The organism is Streptomyces sp. NRRL F-2664, from assembly GCF_000719345.1.
GTDB lineage: Bacteria > Actinomycetota > Actinomycetes > Streptomycetales > Streptomycetaceae > Streptomyces.
In genome coordinates this window covers 50,554-68,345 of record NZ_JOFX01000005.1, presented here as the reverse complement: position 1 = coordinate 68,345, position 17,792 = coordinate 50,554, and the positions used below count along the sequence as shown (strand labels likewise).

Below are 17,792 nucleotides of genomic sequence, written 5' to 3'. Positions count from 1 at the left end.
CGATCCAGCGGACACGCCCTGGACCGTCAGTGCTCGCAGAGGGAGAACTCCCGCTCGTAGAGCTGCTCGTTGTGCTCGTCGACGAAGAACTTCCTCTCCTGCATCAGCTGTTCCCGGTACTCCAGGGCCTGTGCGAGCGTCATGGTCGACGTCTCGGCCCAGGGCTGCTGCGGCGGCACGTCGGAGGTCGAGACGATCCGCGTCGACGGGTCGACGAGGAAGAACGCGAGGATCTTGCGGTGCCCCGGGCGGGTGGGGTCCGCGAGACGGAAGGGCTCCACGCGGTGCTGCAGGATGTTCGGGAACGCCAGGCAGCGGCCCGCCGGGGTCGAGGCCGACCCCAGCACCTGGTTGAGCGCGTCCTCGTCCTCCAGGCCGTACACCTCGCGCAGGCCGTCGTCGTCGTTCTGTTCGTAGTGCGGGTCGTCGAGCGCCGCCCGGAAGCCCAGCCGGCTCTCGGTGATGTTCTCGCTGTCCCAGTAGTAGAGGCCCGTCGAGACGATCCGCTCGTTCATCATCCCCTCGACGTGCCAGGAGCCGCCCGCGTACTCGGGCTTCTCCGGGGTGAGATGGATCGTGGCGAGCTTGACGATCACCTGGAGGCCGCGCCCGCGCAGGTCGACCCGGGCGGACTCCCCGGGCGGCTCGGGCGCGGTGAAGGCCGGGGCGTCGGGGACGATCGGGCTGCGGTTCTCCCACCAGGCCTCATGGGCCTCCGTCCAGGCGCTGCGGGCCTCCTGGTACGCCCCGTCGTCACTGTAGGAGGACCTTTGCGGGTACTCGGGCTCCGAGTCGTACCACCCGTAGGGGTCGGCCTCGATGCGCAGCGGCCGCGGACGGCGCAGGTCCGTCAGCACGTTCTCCCACAGCGGGAGCATCCGTGCGAACAGCTCCGGCAGGACCGAGGCGAGTGCGGCGTGGGTCTCGGGGTGGACGTTGTTGACGTACGAACGGAAGGCGACGGCGCCGTCGTCACCGACCTCGACGTCCGTGGGCAGCCATTGGAACCGCTCCGAGAACTCGTACTTCGACCAGCGGTCCGTCGGGTTCTCCCAGGCGCTCTCGGGAGCCCCGCTCGCCTCCCGCACCAGGCAGAACAGCGAGGGGTGCACCAGGTCCAGGACCTGGCCGTCGGACCCGGGATGCCAGTCCTTGTCCGCGTCCGGGACCTCCTCCAGCACCCGGACCGCCTCGCGCAGCCGGGTCCTGAGCCCGTCGTCGACCAGCGAGTCGGACTGCCACACGCCGTCGACGGCGGACACCTCGATGCCGGTGCGCGCGTCCCGCAGCGCGGCGTAGTACCGCAGTTCGTCCAGCACGTAGCGGACCTGGGCCTCGGTCATGCCCTGGGCGAGCGCCTCCTGCGTCCACCGGGCGGCGATCTCCGCGTCGTTCATCTTGTCGAACCACCCCGCCTTCGACCGGATGAGCGCGCTGCACCGCATCATCTCCCGTTCCCGCAGGGTCCGGGGTGTCGCGAACGCTAGGGAACGGGACGCGGTGAAAGGCAGCGGGAAGGCAGACAGGCCGGTCAATTCTCTGGGTCCTTCGAGTCGGTGTGCGGTGGCGGGAAGCCTACTTCAGCGCACTGACACCGCCGTCGCGGATGCGCCGACCCCGTATCCGCGCAGGACGCGGCGGGCCACCGAGGTGATGTGGAGTTCGTCGGGGCCGTCGAGGATGCGGGCGGCGCGTCCGGTGCGGAAGAGCGCCGGGAGCGGGGTGTCCGGGCCGAGACCCGCGGCTCCGTGGACCTGGATCGCGCAGTCCGCGACCTGTTGCAGCATGCGTGCCGTCGCGACCTTGGCGAGGCCCACCTCCGTCCGCGCGTCGCGCCCGGCGTCGATGAGCGCCACCGCTTCGCGGACGAGGGGGCGGGTGGTGCGCAGCGCCAGCAGGGCGTCGAAGACGTGCCCCTGCACCAGCTGCTGGTCGGCGAGCGGCCCGCGTGATCCGCTGTGCGTCGCGGCCCGTTCGCACATCAGGTCGAAGGCGCGCTGTGCCTGGCCGAGCCAGCGCAGACAGCGCAGCGTACGGCCGAGCGCGAGCCGCTCGCCCGCGACGGCGAGGGCGTCACCCTCCCCGCCGACGAGGTGGTCGGCGGGGACCCGTACCCCGTCGAGGGCCGTCTCGTACTGGCCGGCCGCCCCCAGCACGGGCAGGGCGCGCACCACGCGGAAGCCGGCCGAGCGGGTGGGTACGAGCAGCAGCGACAGCCCCCCGCGGTCCCCTTCCGCGCCGGACGTCCGCGCCAGGACGGTCACCAGGTCGGCGTCCGCCGCGCCCGAGGTGAACCACTTGCGGCCGGTGACCCGCCAGCTGCCGTCCGCGAGCCGCTCGGCGCGGGTGGCGGTACGCCGCGGGTCGGTGCCGGGCACCCCCGGCTCGGTCATGGCGTAGCAGCTGCGCAGCTCCCCGGCGACCAGCCGCTGCAGGTACGCCTCCCGGACGGCGGGCAGGCCGTACCGCGCCAGCATCGTCACGTCGAGCAGCGGGGCGGAGCCCAGCGCGGCGGGGCCGTGGTCGCTGGCCCCCTCGGCCTCGGCGAGTGCGGCGTAGGCCGCGAAGGACAGCCCGCCCCCGCCCAGCTCGGCGGGGAGCGGCAGGGCCCAGAGCCCCTCGGCCCGCGCCTCGGTGCGCAGTGCGGCCAGGGCCTCGGCGGCCGCCGGGCCGCCGCCGTCCAGCACGGACTCCCGCGGGAACACCCGGTCGCGGACGAACCGGGCGACCCGATCCCCGAGTGCGACCGCGCCCGCTTCCGGTCGTGCGGCTCCGCCACCCTCCGTACGGCGATCTTCCACTGTGCGCCTCCTCCCGCCCGGGAAATTCCGGGGCCTGCGCGGTCTGCCGGAAGGTTTCGGGAACGCCCGCCGTTGCGCGGGAACTCGTACGAACGGCCGACCGACTGTCTGTTCGTGGAACTGGTCGGGTGCGCAGGCCCCGCGGTTCCCGGATCCCGCACCACCCGGGCCGCGGCCCCGCCGCGCCAGGAGAGGAGAGGCATGGCGTCACCAGCAACCACGCAGAGGGTCCGGCCGCTCGACGCGCTGCGCTTCGACGCCTCGGGACCGCCGCAGATCACGAGCGTCGTCACCGACCACCTGCGGCTGCTCGGCGCGCGCACCGACCGCCCGGTACACGTCGACGTACCCACCGCCGGCACCACGCTGGGCGGCGGCGGCTTCGAAGCCGTGCACGCGACCGCCACCTGGGCGGACCCCGCGAGCGGCCTCGCCGACGAGGCCACCGTGCAGGCCGCCACGGGCATCATGGCCGTGCACGGGCGGCGCGACGGCTCCCCGCGCGGACTGGCCGTCGACTACGCGGCAACGGCCACCGGCGTCCTCGCGGTACAGGGCCTGCTGGCGAACCTGGTGGGCCAGGCCCGCGGCGCCGCCGCGGCCCACGTCACCACCGGCGCGGACCGTGCCGGACTGCTCGCCGTGTCCCAGTACCTCGCGGCCGCCGGTGCCGACGAGGGCGAGGCCGCCGACATCGCCCCCGGCGGACCGCCGTTCACCTCCGCCGACGGCGTCGTCTTCGAACTGGAGACGCTCGACCCGGGGGCCTGGGCCGCCTTCTGGAAGGCGCTGGAGGCGCCTGCCGACGCCCTCCGGGCCGGCTGGCGGCCCTTCCAGTTCCGCTACGCCACCGCCTGCGCCCCCCTGCCCGCCGCCCTCCACACCACGGCGCGGTCCCACGCCTGGGACCGGATCCGGCGGGCCGCGGCCACCTCCGGCGCCGAGGTGTGCGCGCTGCGCTCCCTGGCGGACCGGGCCGCGGAGCACGACGGCGCGGCCCCGTGGTCCCTGACCCCCCTGCCGGGCGGGCGGACGGTGCGCACCGGGCCGGACCGTGCGCCGCAGCAGGCGGCCGGCGGGCCGCCCGACGGCCGCCTGCTCCCCGCCCGTCCGCTCGACGGCCTGACCGTGCTGGAGGCGGGCCGCCGTATCCAGGCGCCGCTCGCCGCGCACCTGCTGGGGCTGCTCGGCGCCGACGTGATCCGCATCGAACCGCCGGGCGGTGACCCGCTGCGCGGCATGCCCCCCACCTGCTCCGGGACCTCCGCCCGCTGGCTCGCGCTCAACCGCGGCAAGCGGGCCGTCGAGATCGACATCAAGTCCGCGGCGGACCGCGGCCGGCTGCGCGACCTGGCCGCGCACGCCGACGTCTTCCTGCACAACTGGGCGCCCGGCAAGGCCGCCGCCCTCGGCCTCGACGCCGACGACCTCGCACAGGTCAACCCCGCGCTCGTCCACGCGTACACCAGCGGCTGGGCCGGCCGGATCGACGACGCTCCCATGGGCACGGACTTCATGGTCCAGGCCCGTACGGGTGTCGGCGAGGCCGCGCGTCCCGACGGCGAGACCCCCGCGCCCTCCCTGATGACCCTCCTCGACGTCCTCGGCGGACTGCTGGGCGCCGAGGCCGTCCTCGCCGGCCTGCTCCTGCGGGCACGCACGGGCCGCGGCGTCCGCGTCGACTCCTCGCTGCTCGGCGCGGCCGACACCCTCACCGGTCCCGCCCTGCGCCGGGCGGCCCGCGGGCGGAGCCCCCGCCGGCCGGCCGGATTCCGGCACCCCCTGGCCACGGCCGACGGATGGATCGCACCCGCCGACGCCGATGCGCGCGCCGCGGCCGGCCACGACCTCGGCGGCCTGCCCACGCAGCGGGCCCTGGACCGGCTGCGTGAACGGGGCCTGACCGCGGCCGCCGTCACCACCGACCTGTCCGACCTGCACCACGATCCGCGGTTCGCCGGCTCCATCGTCCGCGACGCGCACGGCGCCCCCGCAGTCCCCGACCCCTGGAGCTTCGTATGACCGCCGACAGGCTCGTACTGCGTGACCTGCTGCCCGCCGAGCTCCGCCGCGGCTGGGTGGTCGACGGCACCTGCCCCGACCTCGACCTCTACAGCCTCTTCCGGGCACGCCAGATCGCCGACCTGCACCGCACCGCCGTCATCGACGCCAAGGGCCCGCTCTGCTACACCGCCCTCGACCGCAAGGTCCGATCCCTCGCCACCGGCCTGCGGGGCCTCGGGATCGGCCCCGGCGACGTGGTCGGCGTCCAACTGCCCGACGTCCGGGGCGCGGTCATCGCCGACCTGGCGCTGGCCGCGCTCGGCGCGGTCGCGCTGCCCTTCCCCGTGGGACGGGAGGCCCCGGAGGCCGTATGCCTGCTGCGTCGCGCCGAAGCCGTCGCCGTCATCGCGGCGACCGAACACCGCGGCGTGCGGCACGCGGACGACCTGAGCACGCTCGCCGCCGGGTTACCGCACCTGCGCCACGTCATCGCCGCCGGGCGGCCGGGCGCCCTCCCCCACGGAGCCGTTGCTCTGGCGGAGCTGCTGCGCCGCGACCCCGCCGGCTTCGTCCCCGCCCGCCCGGACCCCGACAGCGCCGCACGGATCCTCGTCTCCTCCGGCTCCGAGGCCGAGCCCAAGATGATCGCCTACTCGCACAACGCGCTGGCCGGCGGCCGCGGCAACTTCCTGGCCTCCCTCATCCCCGACGGGAACCCGCCGCGCTGTCTCTTCCTCGTCCCGCTGGCCTCCGCCTTCGGCTCCAACGGCACCGCCGTCACCCTGGCCCGGCACGGCGGCACCCTGGTGCTGCTCGACCACTTCACCGCGGACGCCGCGCTGGCCGCCGTGCGCGAACACCGGCCCACGCACGTCCTCGGCGTGCCCACGATGGTCCGCATGATGCTGGAACGCCTCGACGCGACCGGTACGGGCGGGGAACTGCCCGCGCCCACCGCCCTGGTGCTCGGCGGGGCGCCGCTCGACGAGACCACGGCCGCCGCGGCGGCGCAGGCCTTCGGCTGCCCCGTCGTCAACCTCTACGGCTCCGCCGACGGGGTCAACTGCCATACGGGGCTGGACCGTACGGTGCCGCCCACCGACGGCTCCGGCGTCGTCGCCGGCCACCCCGACCCGCGGGTCGCCGAGATCCGCATCGCCGACCCCGACACGCACGAGCCCCTCCCCGACGGAGCCGTGGGTGAGATCGTCTCGCGGGGCCCGATGACCCCGCTGTGCTACGTCGGCGCCCCCGAGCTGGACGCCCGCTACCGCACGCCCGACGGCTGGGTCCGCACCGGTGACCTCGGCTACCTCGACGGCGACGGCGTGCTGCACGTGGTCGGCCGCCTCAAGGACATCGTCATCCGTGGCGGGGCCAACATCAGCCCGGCCGAGGTCGAGCGCGAACTGACCGCGCACCCCCAGGTCCGGGACGTGGCCTGCGTCGGCGTCCCGGATCCGCTGATGGGGGAGCGGCTCGCGGCCTGCGTCGTGGCCCGCGGGACGCACGCCCCCACCCTTGCCTCCCTCGGCGAACACCTGACGGGGCGCGGTGTGGAGCGGCGCAAGCACCCCGAGCGCCTCCTCGTCGTCCCGGAACTGCCCCTGACCGCGGCCGGCAAACCCGACCGCGCGGCCCTGCGCAAACGCCTGACCGAGACCGGCGCCCTCGTCCAGAAGACCCCTGGGACACGCTCCGGACACCTGTTGACCGGACCGGGCGGCATGAACGCCGCAGGGACTGCGCCGCCCGGACACACCGGCAGGCGGGCGGACCTGGACGGGGCGGCTTCGGCGCGGTCGTGACCCGGCGGGATTCCGGCCAGGTCAGGAGCACGGCCGGAATCGCGCCGGGTCCAGCCTCAGGAGGAACCCATGGCCCTCTTCAGTTCCGCCGCGGCATTGCGGTAGACCGGCAGCAGGTCCAGGTCGTCCCCCGGGTAGTTGACGATCCTGACCTGCTTGGCGCCGGAGTCCGGCAGCACCGTGCCCGTCGACATGTGCGCGTTGTCCAGGACCAGCGACGGCTTCTTCGCGGCGAGTTCGGCGAGCTGCGCCGGGGTCACCGCCTCCGGGCCGTACGTACCCAACGTGGTGGCACCCGCGAGCTTCGCCGACCACGCGGTGAACACCTGGGTCACGGCGGACGGGCTGCGGCCGCCGGGCCAGCCGGCCCGGAGATCCTCGTGCAGCTTCGCGTACTCGGCGTCGAATCCGGTCTTCCACTGCGCGGCGGCGTCCGCGGTGCCGAACAGCCCGGCCAGCCGGCCGACTTCGGCGGACACCTTGTCGGGGTCGTTGTCCAGTTCCACCTCGACGAGCTCGGCCCCGGACCCGGCCGCCTCCTTGATCTTCGCGGCGTACGGCTCGAACGGCGCGTACAGCACGAAGTCGGCCCGGGCGACCGCCGCCAGGTCGGAGGGCTTGGGGTCGTAGTCGGGGGCGTGGTGCACGGACTGCGGCACGATGACCGTGATGTCCTCCGCACCCGCGGCCTTGGCGAAGGCGCCTTCCCAGGTGGTGGTGACGACCACCGACGGCTTGCCCGTGCGCGGCAGCTCCGGTCCCTCGCCGGCCGTCGGGGAGGCGTCGCTCCCGCAGCCGGCGGTCAGGAAGAGGGCCGCGCTCAGTGCGAGGACGGCAGGGATGCGGACGCGGGTGCGCGCCATGAGCCGGTTCTCCGTTCGGGTAGGAAATGCACCGCGAGGACCACTGCCCCCGCGGTCAGGACGAGGACCGGGCCGGGCGGCCAGTCCAGCCAGAGGGCCAGGAGGAACCCCGTCAGGTTCACGGCGACGCCGATGCCGATCGCCCACAGGGTGATCGACTTCAGGGAGTCGCCGAGCCGCCGCGCGGCGAGCGCCGGCAGCAGGGTCAGCGCGTCGACGAGCAGCGCGCCGGTGAGTTTGATGGCCCCTGCGACCGCGACGGCGACCAGCACCAGCAGCGCCGCCGTCAGCGCCCGCACCGGGACGCCGGAGCACAGGGCCAGCTCGCGGTCGTACAGCAGCAGGCCGATCTCGCGCCGCCGCCACCGGAACAGGCCGGGTACGGCGACGGCGAGGACGCCGAGGACGACGAGGTCGGGCGGGCCGACGGACAGGATCGACCCCCACAGCAGGGCGAAGGCGCCGGAGGCGTTGACCCCCGACACGGCCAGCAGCAGCAGCGCCGCCGCGATGGCCAGGCTCATCAGCAGCCCCATCGCGCCCGAGAGGCCGTCCGGGGTACGGGCGAGCGGGGCCACGCCCGCCCCGGCCAGCGCGCACGCCACCAGCGCGCACAGCATCGGGTCCAGACCGGTGAGCAGGCCCACGGCGATGCCCAGCAACGCGACGTGCATCATCGCGAACCGGACCGGCATGATGTCGAGCCCTACGATGACGACGCCGACGACCGGCAGCCCGACGGCGGCCAGCAGCAGCGCCGCTCCCGCCCGTTGTACGGGCAGCAGCTGGAGCAGTTCACCGAGGTCCGCGGTGGCCAGGACCGTCACCGCACCTCCCGCAACCGGCCCGCCGCCATCTCCAGCACCCGGTCGCACCGGTCGGCCAGGGCCCGGTCGTGGGTCACCACGATCAGGGTCACGGGCAGCGCGGTCAGCACGTCCGCGGCCTCCGCCTGCCCGTCGAAGTCCAGGGCGGCCGTCGGCTCGTCCGCCAGCAGCAGTTCGGCGCCCGCCGCCACGCATCCGATCGCCCGGGCCAGGTACATGCGCTGCAACTGGCCGCCAGAGAGGGTGTGCAGGGGCCTCCCGGTCAGTCCGCCCACCCCGAGCCGGTCCGCGGCCCCGGCCGCCTCCGCCGGGGCGTGGCTGCCGGCGAGGAGCTCGCTGCCGAGCAGCGGGAACCGCCCGGCCGCCGGCTTCTGCGGGATCCAGGCGCAGGCGCGGCGCCGCCACGCCCACTCGGCGGGGGTGCGTCCCTCACGGCCGCCGACCCGGATCGAACCGGCCGTCTGGCGGTGCAGGCCGAGGACGGCGCGCAGGAGGGTGGACTTCCCTGAGCCGTTGGTGCCGGTCAGGGCCACGCGTTCACCGGCGGCGACCTCAAGGTCCACGTCGGCGACGGCCTCCACCCGCCCGTGCCGGCAGACGACTCCTCGCATGCGCACGTCCAACCCGCCCATCACACGCCCCTCGATCGTCGACCACTGCGCGGGACGGCGGCGTTCCACCTCCCACGTGCCAGTAGTCGGACGCACGACGCCCGGGGTTCCCGCCGCCCCGCCGCGGACCACGACGGCGCACGGACGGCGACACCGCCGCCGAGCCCGACACCTGCCCCTCGGCGACCTCCCCCACCGGCCGCACGCCCCGGTCCCCCCGGCCGGCCGCAGGACGACTCGGAGCCGATCCGTCGCAGCCTGCCGCGCAATAGACGTCCCGGCTGTACGGCCCCGGCGTCAGGGTGTGGCTCTCGTGTGGTCGAGGCGGTTGACGCGCGCCACGTTCTGGCGGTCCTCGGTGTCCGCGCTCGGTTCGGCGGCGAACCAGGCGTCGAGGATCTCCTTGAGCAGCGGTTCCGAAGTCAGGCGCAGGCTGAGTGCGAGCACGTTGGCGTCGTTCCAGCGGCGGGCACCGTCCGCCGTGTAGGCGTCCGTGCACAGGGCGGCGCGTACGCCGGGAACCTTGTTCGCCGCGATCGAGGCGCCCGTACCGGTCCAGCAGCACACGACCGCCTGGTCGGCGTTCCCGGCGGCGACCTCGCGGGCCGCCGCCTCCGAGCAGGCTGCCCACTGCGGATCATCGCCGGGGCTGAGCGCCCCGTGCGTCAGCACGTCGTGTCCGCGGTCGCGCAGCAGCCCGAGGAGTGCGCGAGCCACGGGTTCGTCCATGTCCGAGGAAACAGAGATCCGCATGTCACGAGACTAACCAGCCGCAGGCCCTGCGGCGTGGGGTTGCCGACGGGGCGCTTCGAGTGCTTCCACGCCCGCCTGGGGTCGGGTCGCGGCGGGTCAGGCCGGCAGCTCCTGGAGGTTCAGCTGCCAGGACACCCCGAAGCGGTCGTTGACCCAGCCGAACCGGGCGCTGAAGCCGTAGGAGCCCAGGGGCATCAGTTCCTGGCCCTGGTCGGAGAGGGCCGCGTACAGCCGGTCGAGCTCGGCCGCGGACGCGCACTCCACGAACAGCGACACCGCCGGAGTGAAGCCGAACTCGTGCTTGACGTAACTGTCGATGCACATGAAGTGCTGTCCGGCGAGGGAGAAGGTGGCGCGGAGCACCGTGCCCTCCTCGCCGGGGCCGTCGGCGCCGTAGCGGGTGATGTCGACGACCTCGGAGTCGTCGAAGAGGGAGGTGTAGAAGGTCATCGCCTCCTCCGCCCTGCCCTCGAACATCAGGAACGTGGTGATCTTCTGCGGTGCCGAGGCCATCGAGCCTGTCCTCCGGGTGACGGGGCGGGGCGGGGAAGCGGGGTGGGGGAGCGGGTGCGGGCGCGTGCGCGGTGCTTCGCGGCCGAGGCTAGAACACGGCACCGACAACGGGCCCCCGACGCGCGCTGCGGCAGACCCGGGAGGCCATGCGGCCAGGAGGCGACCCGTGCGGCCCCGCCGCTTCCCCCGCTGCCTCGTCGCTTCCCCCCACGGCCCGTCAGTAGGTGGGGCAGATGTTGGCCTGGACCGTGGCGAGGATGAGCGCGCTCTTGGTCGGGCCGAAGCCGTCGGGGTGCCCGGGGCCGGTGAAGCGCTGCTCGACCTGGGCGACGCGCTTGGTCGGGTCCCTCTCGTCCTTCATGGCGGCGCACTGGTCACGGCCGCGGCCGACGGCCTGGTCCTCCCCGCCGTCGAGGAGCTCGGGGTCGATGCCGCGCAGCGTGGCGAGGTAGATGGCGCGCTTGTCACCGGTGGGCTCGGGCGGGACGCCGGCCGCTTCAGCGGGCCCGGTAGCGGTGGGGGCGGGTGCGGCCGTCGGGGTGGTGGCGACGGGCGTGGGCCCTCCGTCGGCCTCGGGCTCGCCGGTGCAGCCGGTGACGGCGAGGAGCGCGGCAGTGGACAGCAGCAGGGCGGGATGATGTGTACGCATCAGGCCATGGTGGTCGCCTCCCGCCCGGCCCCGCACGCCATGTGACGGACCTGTGACCCTGGCCCGGGTGCCCGCGGCGCCGGCGGGGCGGTCGGGGGGCGGCCGCCCGCCGGGTACGGGCCGTGCGGGGCCGCGGCCGCGGTACGGCTCCCCGCGGACGGGCAGCGGTCAGGGGCGGGCCGGGGGCATGTCGTAGGTGACCCACATCGTGCGCGTGGCGACCTGGTCGTACTTGGCCCGCGCCCGGTGGTTGTCGTCCGCGGTGATCCAGCGGACGACGCTCCAGCCCCGTTCGGCCGCGAGGTCGCGCAGGGCCCCGAGCAGCAGGTCGGCGGCGCCGGAGCCGCGGTGTTCGGGGGCCACGAACAGGTCGTCGAGGAAGCAGCCGACCGTCGCGGAGAGGGGTCGGGCGAAGGGGCGGTAGTGGGCCAGGCCGAGGAGCCGGCCCGCCCCGTCCTCCGCCACCAGGGCGGCGACTTCGTGGGCCGGGTCCGTCACCCATGACCACACCGTCGCCGCCGCCTCCTCGGTCTGCTCCACCGCGTAGAAGTCGGCATAGCCGCGGTACAGGGCGCGCCACTGCGCGAAGTCGCCGGGCCGTACGGCGCGCACGGTGATGTCGGACATGGGGCTGGACTCCTGCGGTCGAGGTCGAGGGTGTGAAGAACCGATCATGCTGGAGTCCGGCGCGGGAGGCAGGTGCCGCGGTGTCGAAACGGGTACGGCCGCAGCGCCACCGTGGACGGTGGCGGCTGCGCGCCGGGCCTGTTCGCGGGCGGTCGGGTCAGCCCTGCGGCGTGCTGATGTTCACGAGCCAGCTGATGCCGAAGCGGTCGGTGCACATGCCGAAGACGTCGCCCCACATCTGCTTCTCCAGCGGCACCGAGACCGTGCCGCCGTCGCCGAGTCGGTCCCAGTAGCCGCGCAGCTCGGCCTCGTCCTCCCCGCTGACGCTCACCGCGATGTTGTTGCCGGGGCTGTGCTGCGTCCCCGGGGGGTTGTCGGCGGCCATGAGCGTGAAGCCGCCGGCGGTCTCCAGCATGCCGTGCATGATCTTGTCGGCGGCGTCGCCGGCATCCGCCCCGCCGAAGTCGCCGTAGGTGTTCATCCGCAGCGTGCCGCCGAAGACCTCCTTGTAGAACTCCAGGGCCTGCCGGGCGTCGCCGTCGAAGCTGATGTACGGGTTGAGCCGTGAGGGCATCGAACGTCCCCTTTCGTAGCGTTTCAGAACTGTTCCGGGTGATATGAGGTGCCCTCAGGTTAGGTGTGACCGGAGCGGCGCGCCGGCAACCGTGGTGGAGTCGGCAACGCCCCGTCACCAACCTGTGAAGCTCCGGCGGGACGCTGGTGCCAGGCCCGCCGGTACCGGCCCGGCCCCGCCCGCGCGTGTCGCGCCTCACCTGGGGGAACACCATGAGCACCGTACGCAGGACCGCCGTCGCCCTCGCCGCCCTGTCCGCCCTGGCCCTCACCGCCTGCGGGCCCACCGGGGACGACGCGGCCGCCGGGGGCGGCACGCCGTCCGGCTCCACCGCGCCGTCGGCCGCCTCGACGCCGACGCCGACGGCGACCACACCCGTGCCGACGGGGAAGCCGGCCACGCCGACGCCGTCCGCAGGGTCCCCCGGCGCGGGTGCGTCGGCCGACCCCGACGTCGACGTCTTCCCGTGCAGCACCTACGACGTGACGTTCACCGCGAGCCTGGCGGAGCCCACGACCGGCAGCTACCTGTTGAAGATCACCAACAAGGGGACGAAGGCGTGCAGGGCGCTCGGGCACCCCGTCGTGACCTTCGGTGCGCTGGACGGGCAGGCCACCGAGCGGGGCAAGGCCCCCGCCGTCGAAGACGCGATCAGGCTCGACCCGGGGGAGTGGGCCTATGCCGGTCTCATGGGTGGCGCCGCCGACGGGACCGGCAAGACCGTCGACTCGATCGCCATGACCCTGAACACCGAGTCCGACCTGGCGCAGAAGCCGCTGAAGGCGGCCACCCCGGGTCTGTACGTCTCCGCCACCACGAACTCCGTGACCCCCTGGGTCGACAACGCGGAGGACGCCCTCAGCCTCTAGGGAGCACTGCGTCTGCGACAGCCCCCTGGGTCACTGCGTCGGCGACCGGGCCGCCCGCCGTCGGCGCCGTGGCCGTCGCCGTCCCGGCCGACGGCGTCAACGTACGGCCCTCGGAATCCCCACATCGGGCGATCGGCTCCTCCGCGCCCGCGTGTGTGCGCCGGCCGCTCGTCCGAGGGTGCTACACAGCGGCATTCACCCTGAGCAGACCCGAGGAGCGGACGGATGATTCAGAGGCCGGCGGCCCACCGCCGCACGCAGGGCGGAGCCCCCGTCACGGACGGGTGCGCGGGCGGGGGCGCGGACGCCGACACCACCGACATGGACCTGGCCGTGACCGGGGCCGCCGCGACGGACCCCGACGCGGACGGTGCCCTCGTACGGGCCGCGCTGAACCGGGCGACCGGGATGGTGATGGCCCTGGTGCCCTGCACCGCCGAGAGGGCACGGCGCCTCCTCGCCGACGCCGCCCGCGCGGCGGGCGTCACGCTCCCGCGCATGGCACGCACGGTCATCGCCACGCGCGCCTGCCCCGCGGACGTCGACCCGGACTGCGAACGGGCGCTGCGCGCGGAGATCGGGCACGCCCGCTCCCCGCAGCCCCCTTCGCCACCCGCACCGGGGACCGTCCTGCCCGCCCCGGACGTGCTGCGCCGGCACCTGGACCACTTGCGGGCCGTGCGCCGCCGTACGCTGGCCGCGCCCGACGACCCGGCGCTGCGCGCCGCGCTCGAGGACGCCGCGTACACCCTGTGCGTGCTGATGGGGCAGCGCCACGCCCACGGCGCCCTGCTCGCCGCGGAGGAGCGGGTGGCCGCTCACCGGCTGCCCCCGGCTCCGCCCCTCTCCCCACCCGAGCCCCCGACCCTGCCTCCGGCCCCGCCGGTGTCCGCCTCCACGGCCCCGGCGTCGGTGCCCGGCGGCGTCGCCTGACGCGCACTTGTGCCGCCCAGGGCCGCCACGGCCGCCAGCAGCCGGTCCCAGAACGGGCCGGCCCGCAGTGCGGTGGCGACCCGGGCGTTCGGCGGCCGCCCCAGCGTGCCGTGCAGGTCCACCACGGTCGCCCCGCGCGTGTGCCGGCCGTGCAGTTCCACGGCCACGTACGCGTCCACGCAGGTCACCAGCGCGGGGTCGATGACCCGGGCGACGGCGACCGGGTCGTGCACGGGTGGCGCGGGGAAGCCCCACAGCCGCCGGTAGGTGCCCGCGAAGAAGCCCAGCAGTTCGGCGCAGATCCGTCCGAGGTCGGTGTCCAGGGCCTCGAAGCGGGCCACGACCTCGGGCGTCGCGAGGGCCTGGTGGGTGACGTTGAGCCCGCACATCGTCACCGGCACGCCGCTGCGGAAGACGATGTCGGCGGCCTCCGGGTCGGTGTGGATGTTGAACTCGGCGGCCGGGGTCCGGTTCCCGCGGTCGGTGGACCCGCCCATCAGCACGATCTCCCGGATCCGGCCCGCCAGTTCCGGGTGCCGGGTCAGCAGCAGGGCGATGTTGGTCAGGGGGGCCGTCGGCACCAGGGTCACCGGCTCCGGGTGCTCGGCCAGGATCCGCCGCAGCAGTTCCACCGCGTGCTCCGGCTCCGCGGCCAGCGACGGCTCGGGGAAGCCCGGGCCGTCCAACCCGGACACCCCGTGCACGTCCTCGGCGACCCGCAGCGGCTCCACCAGCGGTCCCGCACACCCGGCGGCGACGGGGACCCCCGTGATACCGGCGACGGTGCACACCCGCAGGGCGTTCAGGGTGGTCTTCTCCACGGTCTGGTTGCCCGCCACCGTGGTGACGGCCAACAGGTCCACGCCGGGATCGCCCGCGGCGAGCAGGATCGCGAGGGCGTCGTCGTGCCCCGGATCGCAGTCGATGACGATCGGAACGGGAACGCGCACGGCCGGTACCTCTCTGCTCGGTCTCCCCGCCGGCGGCCGCAGCGGCGCGGCCACCGGGTCCAGTGTGCGCACGGCGGAGCCGGCGCACAGCGCGATCGTCGGCCGTGTGTCCCACCGGCGCCCTGTGGAGCAGCGCCGCCGCGACACGGTGGGCGGTATGGTGCGTCTCGTCCGTTTGTGTGAGGAGTGGGGCGGGTGGGCAACCGTCCTGCGACGGGTCCGGCCGGACGCCGAGGCGCGGGGGCGGGTGAGCGGAGGAGCGGTGCGATGACGACGAACAGCCGTGACGTCTTCGGTGTGCCCTGCTGGGTCAACCTCGCGGCGCCCGCCCTCGCGGACGTGGAGGAGTTCTACGCCGCGGTACTGGGGTGGACGTTCCGCGCCACCCGGCTCGGCGAGGACTTCCGCGTCGCACTGCTGGACGGCCGCCCCGTCGCCTCGGTCGGCGCGCTCACCGCGAAGCTCGGCGTGCCGACCGCATGGACGCCCTACTTCGCCGTCGAGGACGCGGAGGTGACCGCCGCCCGCATCCGCGAGCGGGGCGCGACGATGGCCGTCGGACCGCTCGCCTTCGCCACCGGGAGGGCCGCGCTCGCCGCCGACCCGTACGGGGCGGTCTTCGGCTTCTGGGAGGGCGAGGTCGTACAGGAGTGGCACGCGGGGGAGGAGGGCGCCGCCGCCTGGGTGGAGCTGCGCACCCGTGACGCCTTCGCGGCCGCCGTCTTCTACGGGGAGGTCCTCGACTGGGCCTGTGAGCGACCCGGCTGCTGCGACGTGACCTACGAGGACGACCACGTGGTGGTGCGGCGGGGGAGCCGGACCGTGGCGCGGATCGACGCGGGGGCCGTGGAGAACGCCTCCGACGCGCAGATCCGGCCCCGCTGGCACGTCCACTTCGCCGTGGCCGACCTCGACGGAGCCGTCGACCGTGCGCAGCGGCACGGGGGCGCCGCCGTGACCCCGGTCCGGACCTCCCCGACCGACCGCCGGGTCACCCTCCGCGATGGGACCGGAGCCCTTTTCACCGTCATCGAGGCCATCGCCTGACGCGGCCGTCCGCCCCGATGCCGGGCCCCGGCGGCGGGGCGGACGGACGGCCGCCGTCCGGGCCGGCCGCCCGGCCGGACAATGTCAGTGGCGTGCGTCACAGTTGAGGGAAGTGCCGTACGTACCTCTCGTCCGGGGTGATCTCCATGCAGTACGCGATCCGGGCCGAAGGCCTGGCGAAGCGGTTCAGGCAGACCCGTGCACTGGCCGGTGTGGACCTCCAGGTCCCCGCCGGCAGCGTCCTCGGCCTGCTCGGCCCCAACGGCGCGGGCAAGACGACCGCCGTCCGCATCTTCGCCACTCTCCTCCAGCCGGACGGGGGCCGCGCGGAGGTCGCCGGGTACGACGTCGTCCGGCAGGCGGGCCGGGTCCGCTCGATGATCGGGCTCACCGGCCAGTACGCCGCCGTCGACGAGAACCTGACCGGCACGGAGAACCTGCTGATGATCGGGCGGCTGCTCGGCATGGGGCGCGGTGCGGCCAGGGCCCGGGCCGTGGAGCTGCTCGACCGCTTCCAGCTGCACGAGGCGGCGGGGCGCGCCGCGAAGACGTACTCGGGCGGCATGCGGCGCCGCCTCGACCTCGCGGCGAGCCTGGTGGGCCGGCCGCAGATCCTCTTCCTCGACGAGCCGACCACCGGACTCGACCCGCACAGCCGCGGCGAGGTCTGGGGCATGCTGCGGGTCCTGGTCGCCGACGGGGTCACCGTGCTGCTGACCACGCAGTACCTGGACGAGGCGGACCGGCTGGCCGACAACATCGTCGTGATCGACAAGGGCACGGTCATCGCCGACGGCACCCCGGACGAGCTGAAGGAACAGGTCGGCGGCCAGGTGCTGCAGGTGCGGCCGGCCCGGGCCGGCGACCTCGCCACGGCGCACGCCCTGCTCACCGAGGCCGCGGGCCCCCTGGCCGAGATCGACGGTGAGGAGATCACCGTGCCGGTCAAGGACCCCGAGCTCATGCCGAGCGTGGTCCGGCGGCTGGACCAGGCGGGCATCGCCGTGGCCGGCCTGACCCTGCGGCGCTCGTCCCTCGACGAGGTGTTCATGGTCCTGACCGGCCACCGGGCGCAGCCGCAGACCACCGCGGGCAGCGGGGACGGGGACGGGGAGCAGTTCGCGACCGCCGGGAGCCTGTCATGACCACCGCCTCCGCCCCCGTGACCGGCGCCCTCGGCGCCGGCGGCCGCGTACGGCCCCTGGCGGCCCTGCGGCAGACCGCGACGCTCGCCTGGCGAAGCCTGGTCTCCGTGAAGCACAATCCGCTGGAGCTCGTGGACTACAGCATCTCGCCGATCATGTTCGTCTTCCTGTTCACGTACGTCTTCGGCGGCCAGATGGCGGGCTCCCCGGAGGCGTACCTGCAGTACGCACTCGCCGGGATCATCGTCCAGAACACGCTCTTCATGAGCATGTACACGGCCATGGCGTTGAACACCGACCTCACCAAGGGAGTCTTCGACCGCCTGCGCAGTCTGCCCATCGCCCGCTCGGCGCCGCTTCTCGGGCGCATCACGGCCGATCTGGCCAAGCAGCTCTGGGCGATGCTGCTGATGATCGCCCTGGGCACCCTGCTGGGCTTCGACGTGACCGGCGGCGCCGCCGGCTTCGTCGGCGGGCTGCTCCTGCTGCTGGTCTTCGCCGCGGCCATGTCGTGGACGGCCGTACTGATCGGGATGCTGGCCGGGGACGCGGAGAAGGTGCAGGTCTTCGCCTTCACGCTGATCTTCCCGATCACCTTCACGAGCAGCGCGTTCGTGATGGTCGACACGATGCCCGGCTGGCTCCAGGCATGGGTGAACGTCAATCCCGTCACCCAGCTGTCGGACGCCTTCCGCGGACTCCTGCTCGGCACCCCCGCAGGCGAGCCGATCCTGTGGTCTCTGGTCTGGGCGGCGGGCATCGCGATCGTCTTCGCGCCCTTGGCGATGCGTGCCTACCGCTCCCGGGTCTGACGGGCC

The 17,792-nt window shown here is 74.4% G+C and carries 18 protein-coding genes; 7 read left to right on the top strand and 11 right to left on the bottom strand.

Annotated elements, in window-relative coordinates:
• Positions 1-26: 26 nt before the first annotated feature.
• Both IF89_RS0107635 and IF89_RS0107630 read right to left on the bottom strand, forming a co-directional pair.
• A complete protein-coding gene (locus IF89_RS0107635; protein WP_078628152.1) occupies positions 27-1,535 on the bottom strand; it encodes a DUF4246 domain-containing protein in 1,509 nt (502 codons plus the stop codon).
• A gap of 45 nt (positions 1,536-1,580) precedes the next feature.
• Positions 1,581-2,801, bottom strand: a complete 1,221-nt coding sequence (locus IF89_RS0107630) for an acyl-CoA dehydrogenase family protein (RefSeq protein WP_051806870.1) — start codon at positions 2,799-2,801, stop codon at positions 1,581-1,583.
• A 201-nt stretch (positions 2,802-3,002) separates the two neighbouring features.
• On the opposite strand from IF89_RS0107630, the gene IF89_RS0107625 reads away from it, so the two are divergent.
• Positions 3,003-4,823, top strand: coding sequence for a CoA transferase (locus IF89_RS0107625; protein ID WP_030763069.1), 1,821 nt, complete (start codon positions 3,003-3,005; stop codon positions 4,821-4,823).
• Positions 4,820-6,613, top strand: coding sequence for an AMP-binding protein (locus IF89_RS0107620; protein WP_078628151.1), 1,794 nt, complete (start codon positions 4,820-4,822; stop codon positions 6,611-6,613). Before IF89_RS0107625 ends, IF89_RS0107620 begins: the two co-directional genes overlap by 4 nt.
• Before the next feature lie 56 nt (positions 6,614-6,669).
• Here IF89_RS0107620 and IF89_RS0107615 read toward each other — a convergent pair whose 3' ends face one another.
• The 8 genes from IF89_RS0107615 to IF89_RS0107580 form a co-directional block, all read right to left on the bottom strand.
• The gene (locus IF89_RS0107615; protein WP_030763067.1) at positions 6,670-7,476 is read right to left on the bottom strand and encodes a metal ABC transporter solute-binding protein, Zn/Mn family; all 807 of its coding nucleotides are present in this window, start codon (positions 7,474-7,476) and stop codon (positions 6,670-6,672) included.
• The gene (locus IF89_RS0107610) at positions 7,434-8,303 is read right to left on the bottom strand and encodes a metal ABC transporter permease (protein WP_030763065.1); all 870 of its coding nucleotides are present in this window, start codon (positions 8,301-8,303) and stop codon (positions 7,434-7,436) included. Before IF89_RS0107610 ends, IF89_RS0107615 begins: the two co-directional genes overlap by 43 nt.
• Positions 8,300-8,935: a metal ABC transporter ATP-binding protein gene (locus IF89_RS0107605; RefSeq protein ID WP_030763062.1), complete on the bottom strand. Its 636-nt coding sequence runs from the start codon at positions 8,933-8,935 to the stop codon at positions 8,300-8,302. Before IF89_RS0107605 ends, IF89_RS0107610 begins: the two co-directional genes overlap by 4 nt.
• A gap of 276 nt (positions 8,936-9,211) precedes the next feature.
• Positions 9,212-9,667 (bottom strand): RpiB/LacA/LacB family sugar-phosphate isomerase, encoded by a 456-nt coding sequence (locus tag IF89_RS0107600; RefSeq protein WP_030763059.1) that lies wholly within the window; start codon positions 9,665-9,667, stop codon positions 9,212-9,214.
• 96 nt (positions 9,668-9,763) lie between these two features.
• Positions 9,764-10,180: a VOC family protein gene (locus IF89_RS0107595; protein ID WP_030763056.1), complete on the bottom strand. Its 417-nt coding sequence runs from the start codon at positions 10,178-10,180 to the stop codon at positions 9,764-9,766.
• A 217-nt stretch (positions 10,181-10,397) separates the two neighbouring features.
• On the bottom strand, positions 10,398-10,829 hold the full coding sequence (locus IF89_RS40665) for a hypothetical protein (protein ID WP_051806869.1): 432 nt from the start codon (positions 10,827-10,829) through the stop codon (positions 10,398-10,400).
• Between the two features lie 168 nt (positions 10,830-10,997).
• Positions 10,998-11,456, bottom strand: a complete 459-nt coding sequence (locus tag IF89_RS0107585; protein WP_030763050.1) for a GNAT family N-acetyltransferase — start codon at positions 11,454-11,456, stop codon at positions 10,998-11,000.
• Between the two features lie 157 nt (positions 11,457-11,613).
• Complete coding sequence (locus IF89_RS0107580) at positions 11,614-12,030, bottom strand: VOC family protein (protein WP_030763048.1); 417 nt, start codon at positions 12,028-12,030, stop codon at positions 11,614-11,616.
• 212 nt (positions 12,031-12,242) lie between these two features.
• Here IF89_RS0107580 and IF89_RS0107575 point away from each other — a divergent pair, with 212 nt between their 5' ends.
• Together IF89_RS0107575 and IF89_RS49310 are read left to right on the top strand one after the other, a co-directional pair.
• Positions 12,243-12,899, top strand: a complete 657-nt coding sequence (locus IF89_RS0107575; protein ID WP_030763046.1) for a DUF4232 domain-containing protein — start codon at positions 12,243-12,245, stop codon at positions 12,897-12,899.
• Positions 12,900-13,124: 225 nt separating this feature from the next.
• A complete protein-coding gene (locus IF89_RS49310) occupies positions 13,125-13,832 on the top strand; it encodes a DUF5133 domain-containing protein (RefSeq protein WP_324605312.1) in 708 nt (235 codons plus the stop codon).
• On the opposite strand, the gene IF89_RS41875 is transcribed toward IF89_RS49310, so the two are convergent.
• Positions 13,718-14,782, bottom strand: a complete 1,065-nt coding sequence (locus IF89_RS41875; protein WP_078628150.1) for a nucleoside hydrolase — start codon at positions 14,780-14,782, stop codon at positions 13,718-13,720. The genes IF89_RS49310 and IF89_RS41875 overlap by 115 nt on opposite strands.
• 267 nt (positions 14,783-15,049) lie before the next feature.
• Here IF89_RS41875 and IF89_RS0107560 point away from each other — a divergent pair, with 267 nt between their 5' ends.
• The 3 genes from IF89_RS0107560 (at position 15,050) to IF89_RS0107550 (ending at position 17,786) form a co-directional block, all read left to right on the top strand.
• Positions 15,050-15,829, top strand: a complete 780-nt coding sequence (locus tag IF89_RS0107560; protein ID WP_030763037.1) for a VOC family protein — start codon at positions 15,050-15,052, stop codon at positions 15,827-15,829.
• 146 nt (positions 15,830-15,975) lie between these two features.
• Positions 15,976-16,974: a daunorubicin resistance protein DrrA family ABC transporter ATP-binding protein gene (locus tag IF89_RS0107555; RefSeq protein WP_030763033.1), complete on the top strand. Its 999-nt coding sequence runs from the start codon at positions 15,976-15,978 to the stop codon at positions 16,972-16,974.
• The gene (locus IF89_RS0107550) at positions 16,971-17,786 is read left to right on the top strand and encodes an ABC transporter permease (RefSeq protein ID WP_030763030.1); all 816 of its coding nucleotides are present in this window, start codon (positions 16,971-16,973) and stop codon (positions 17,784-17,786) included. Before IF89_RS0107555 ends, IF89_RS0107550 begins: the two co-directional genes overlap by 4 nt.
• Positions 17,787-17,792: the final 6 nt, after the last annotated feature.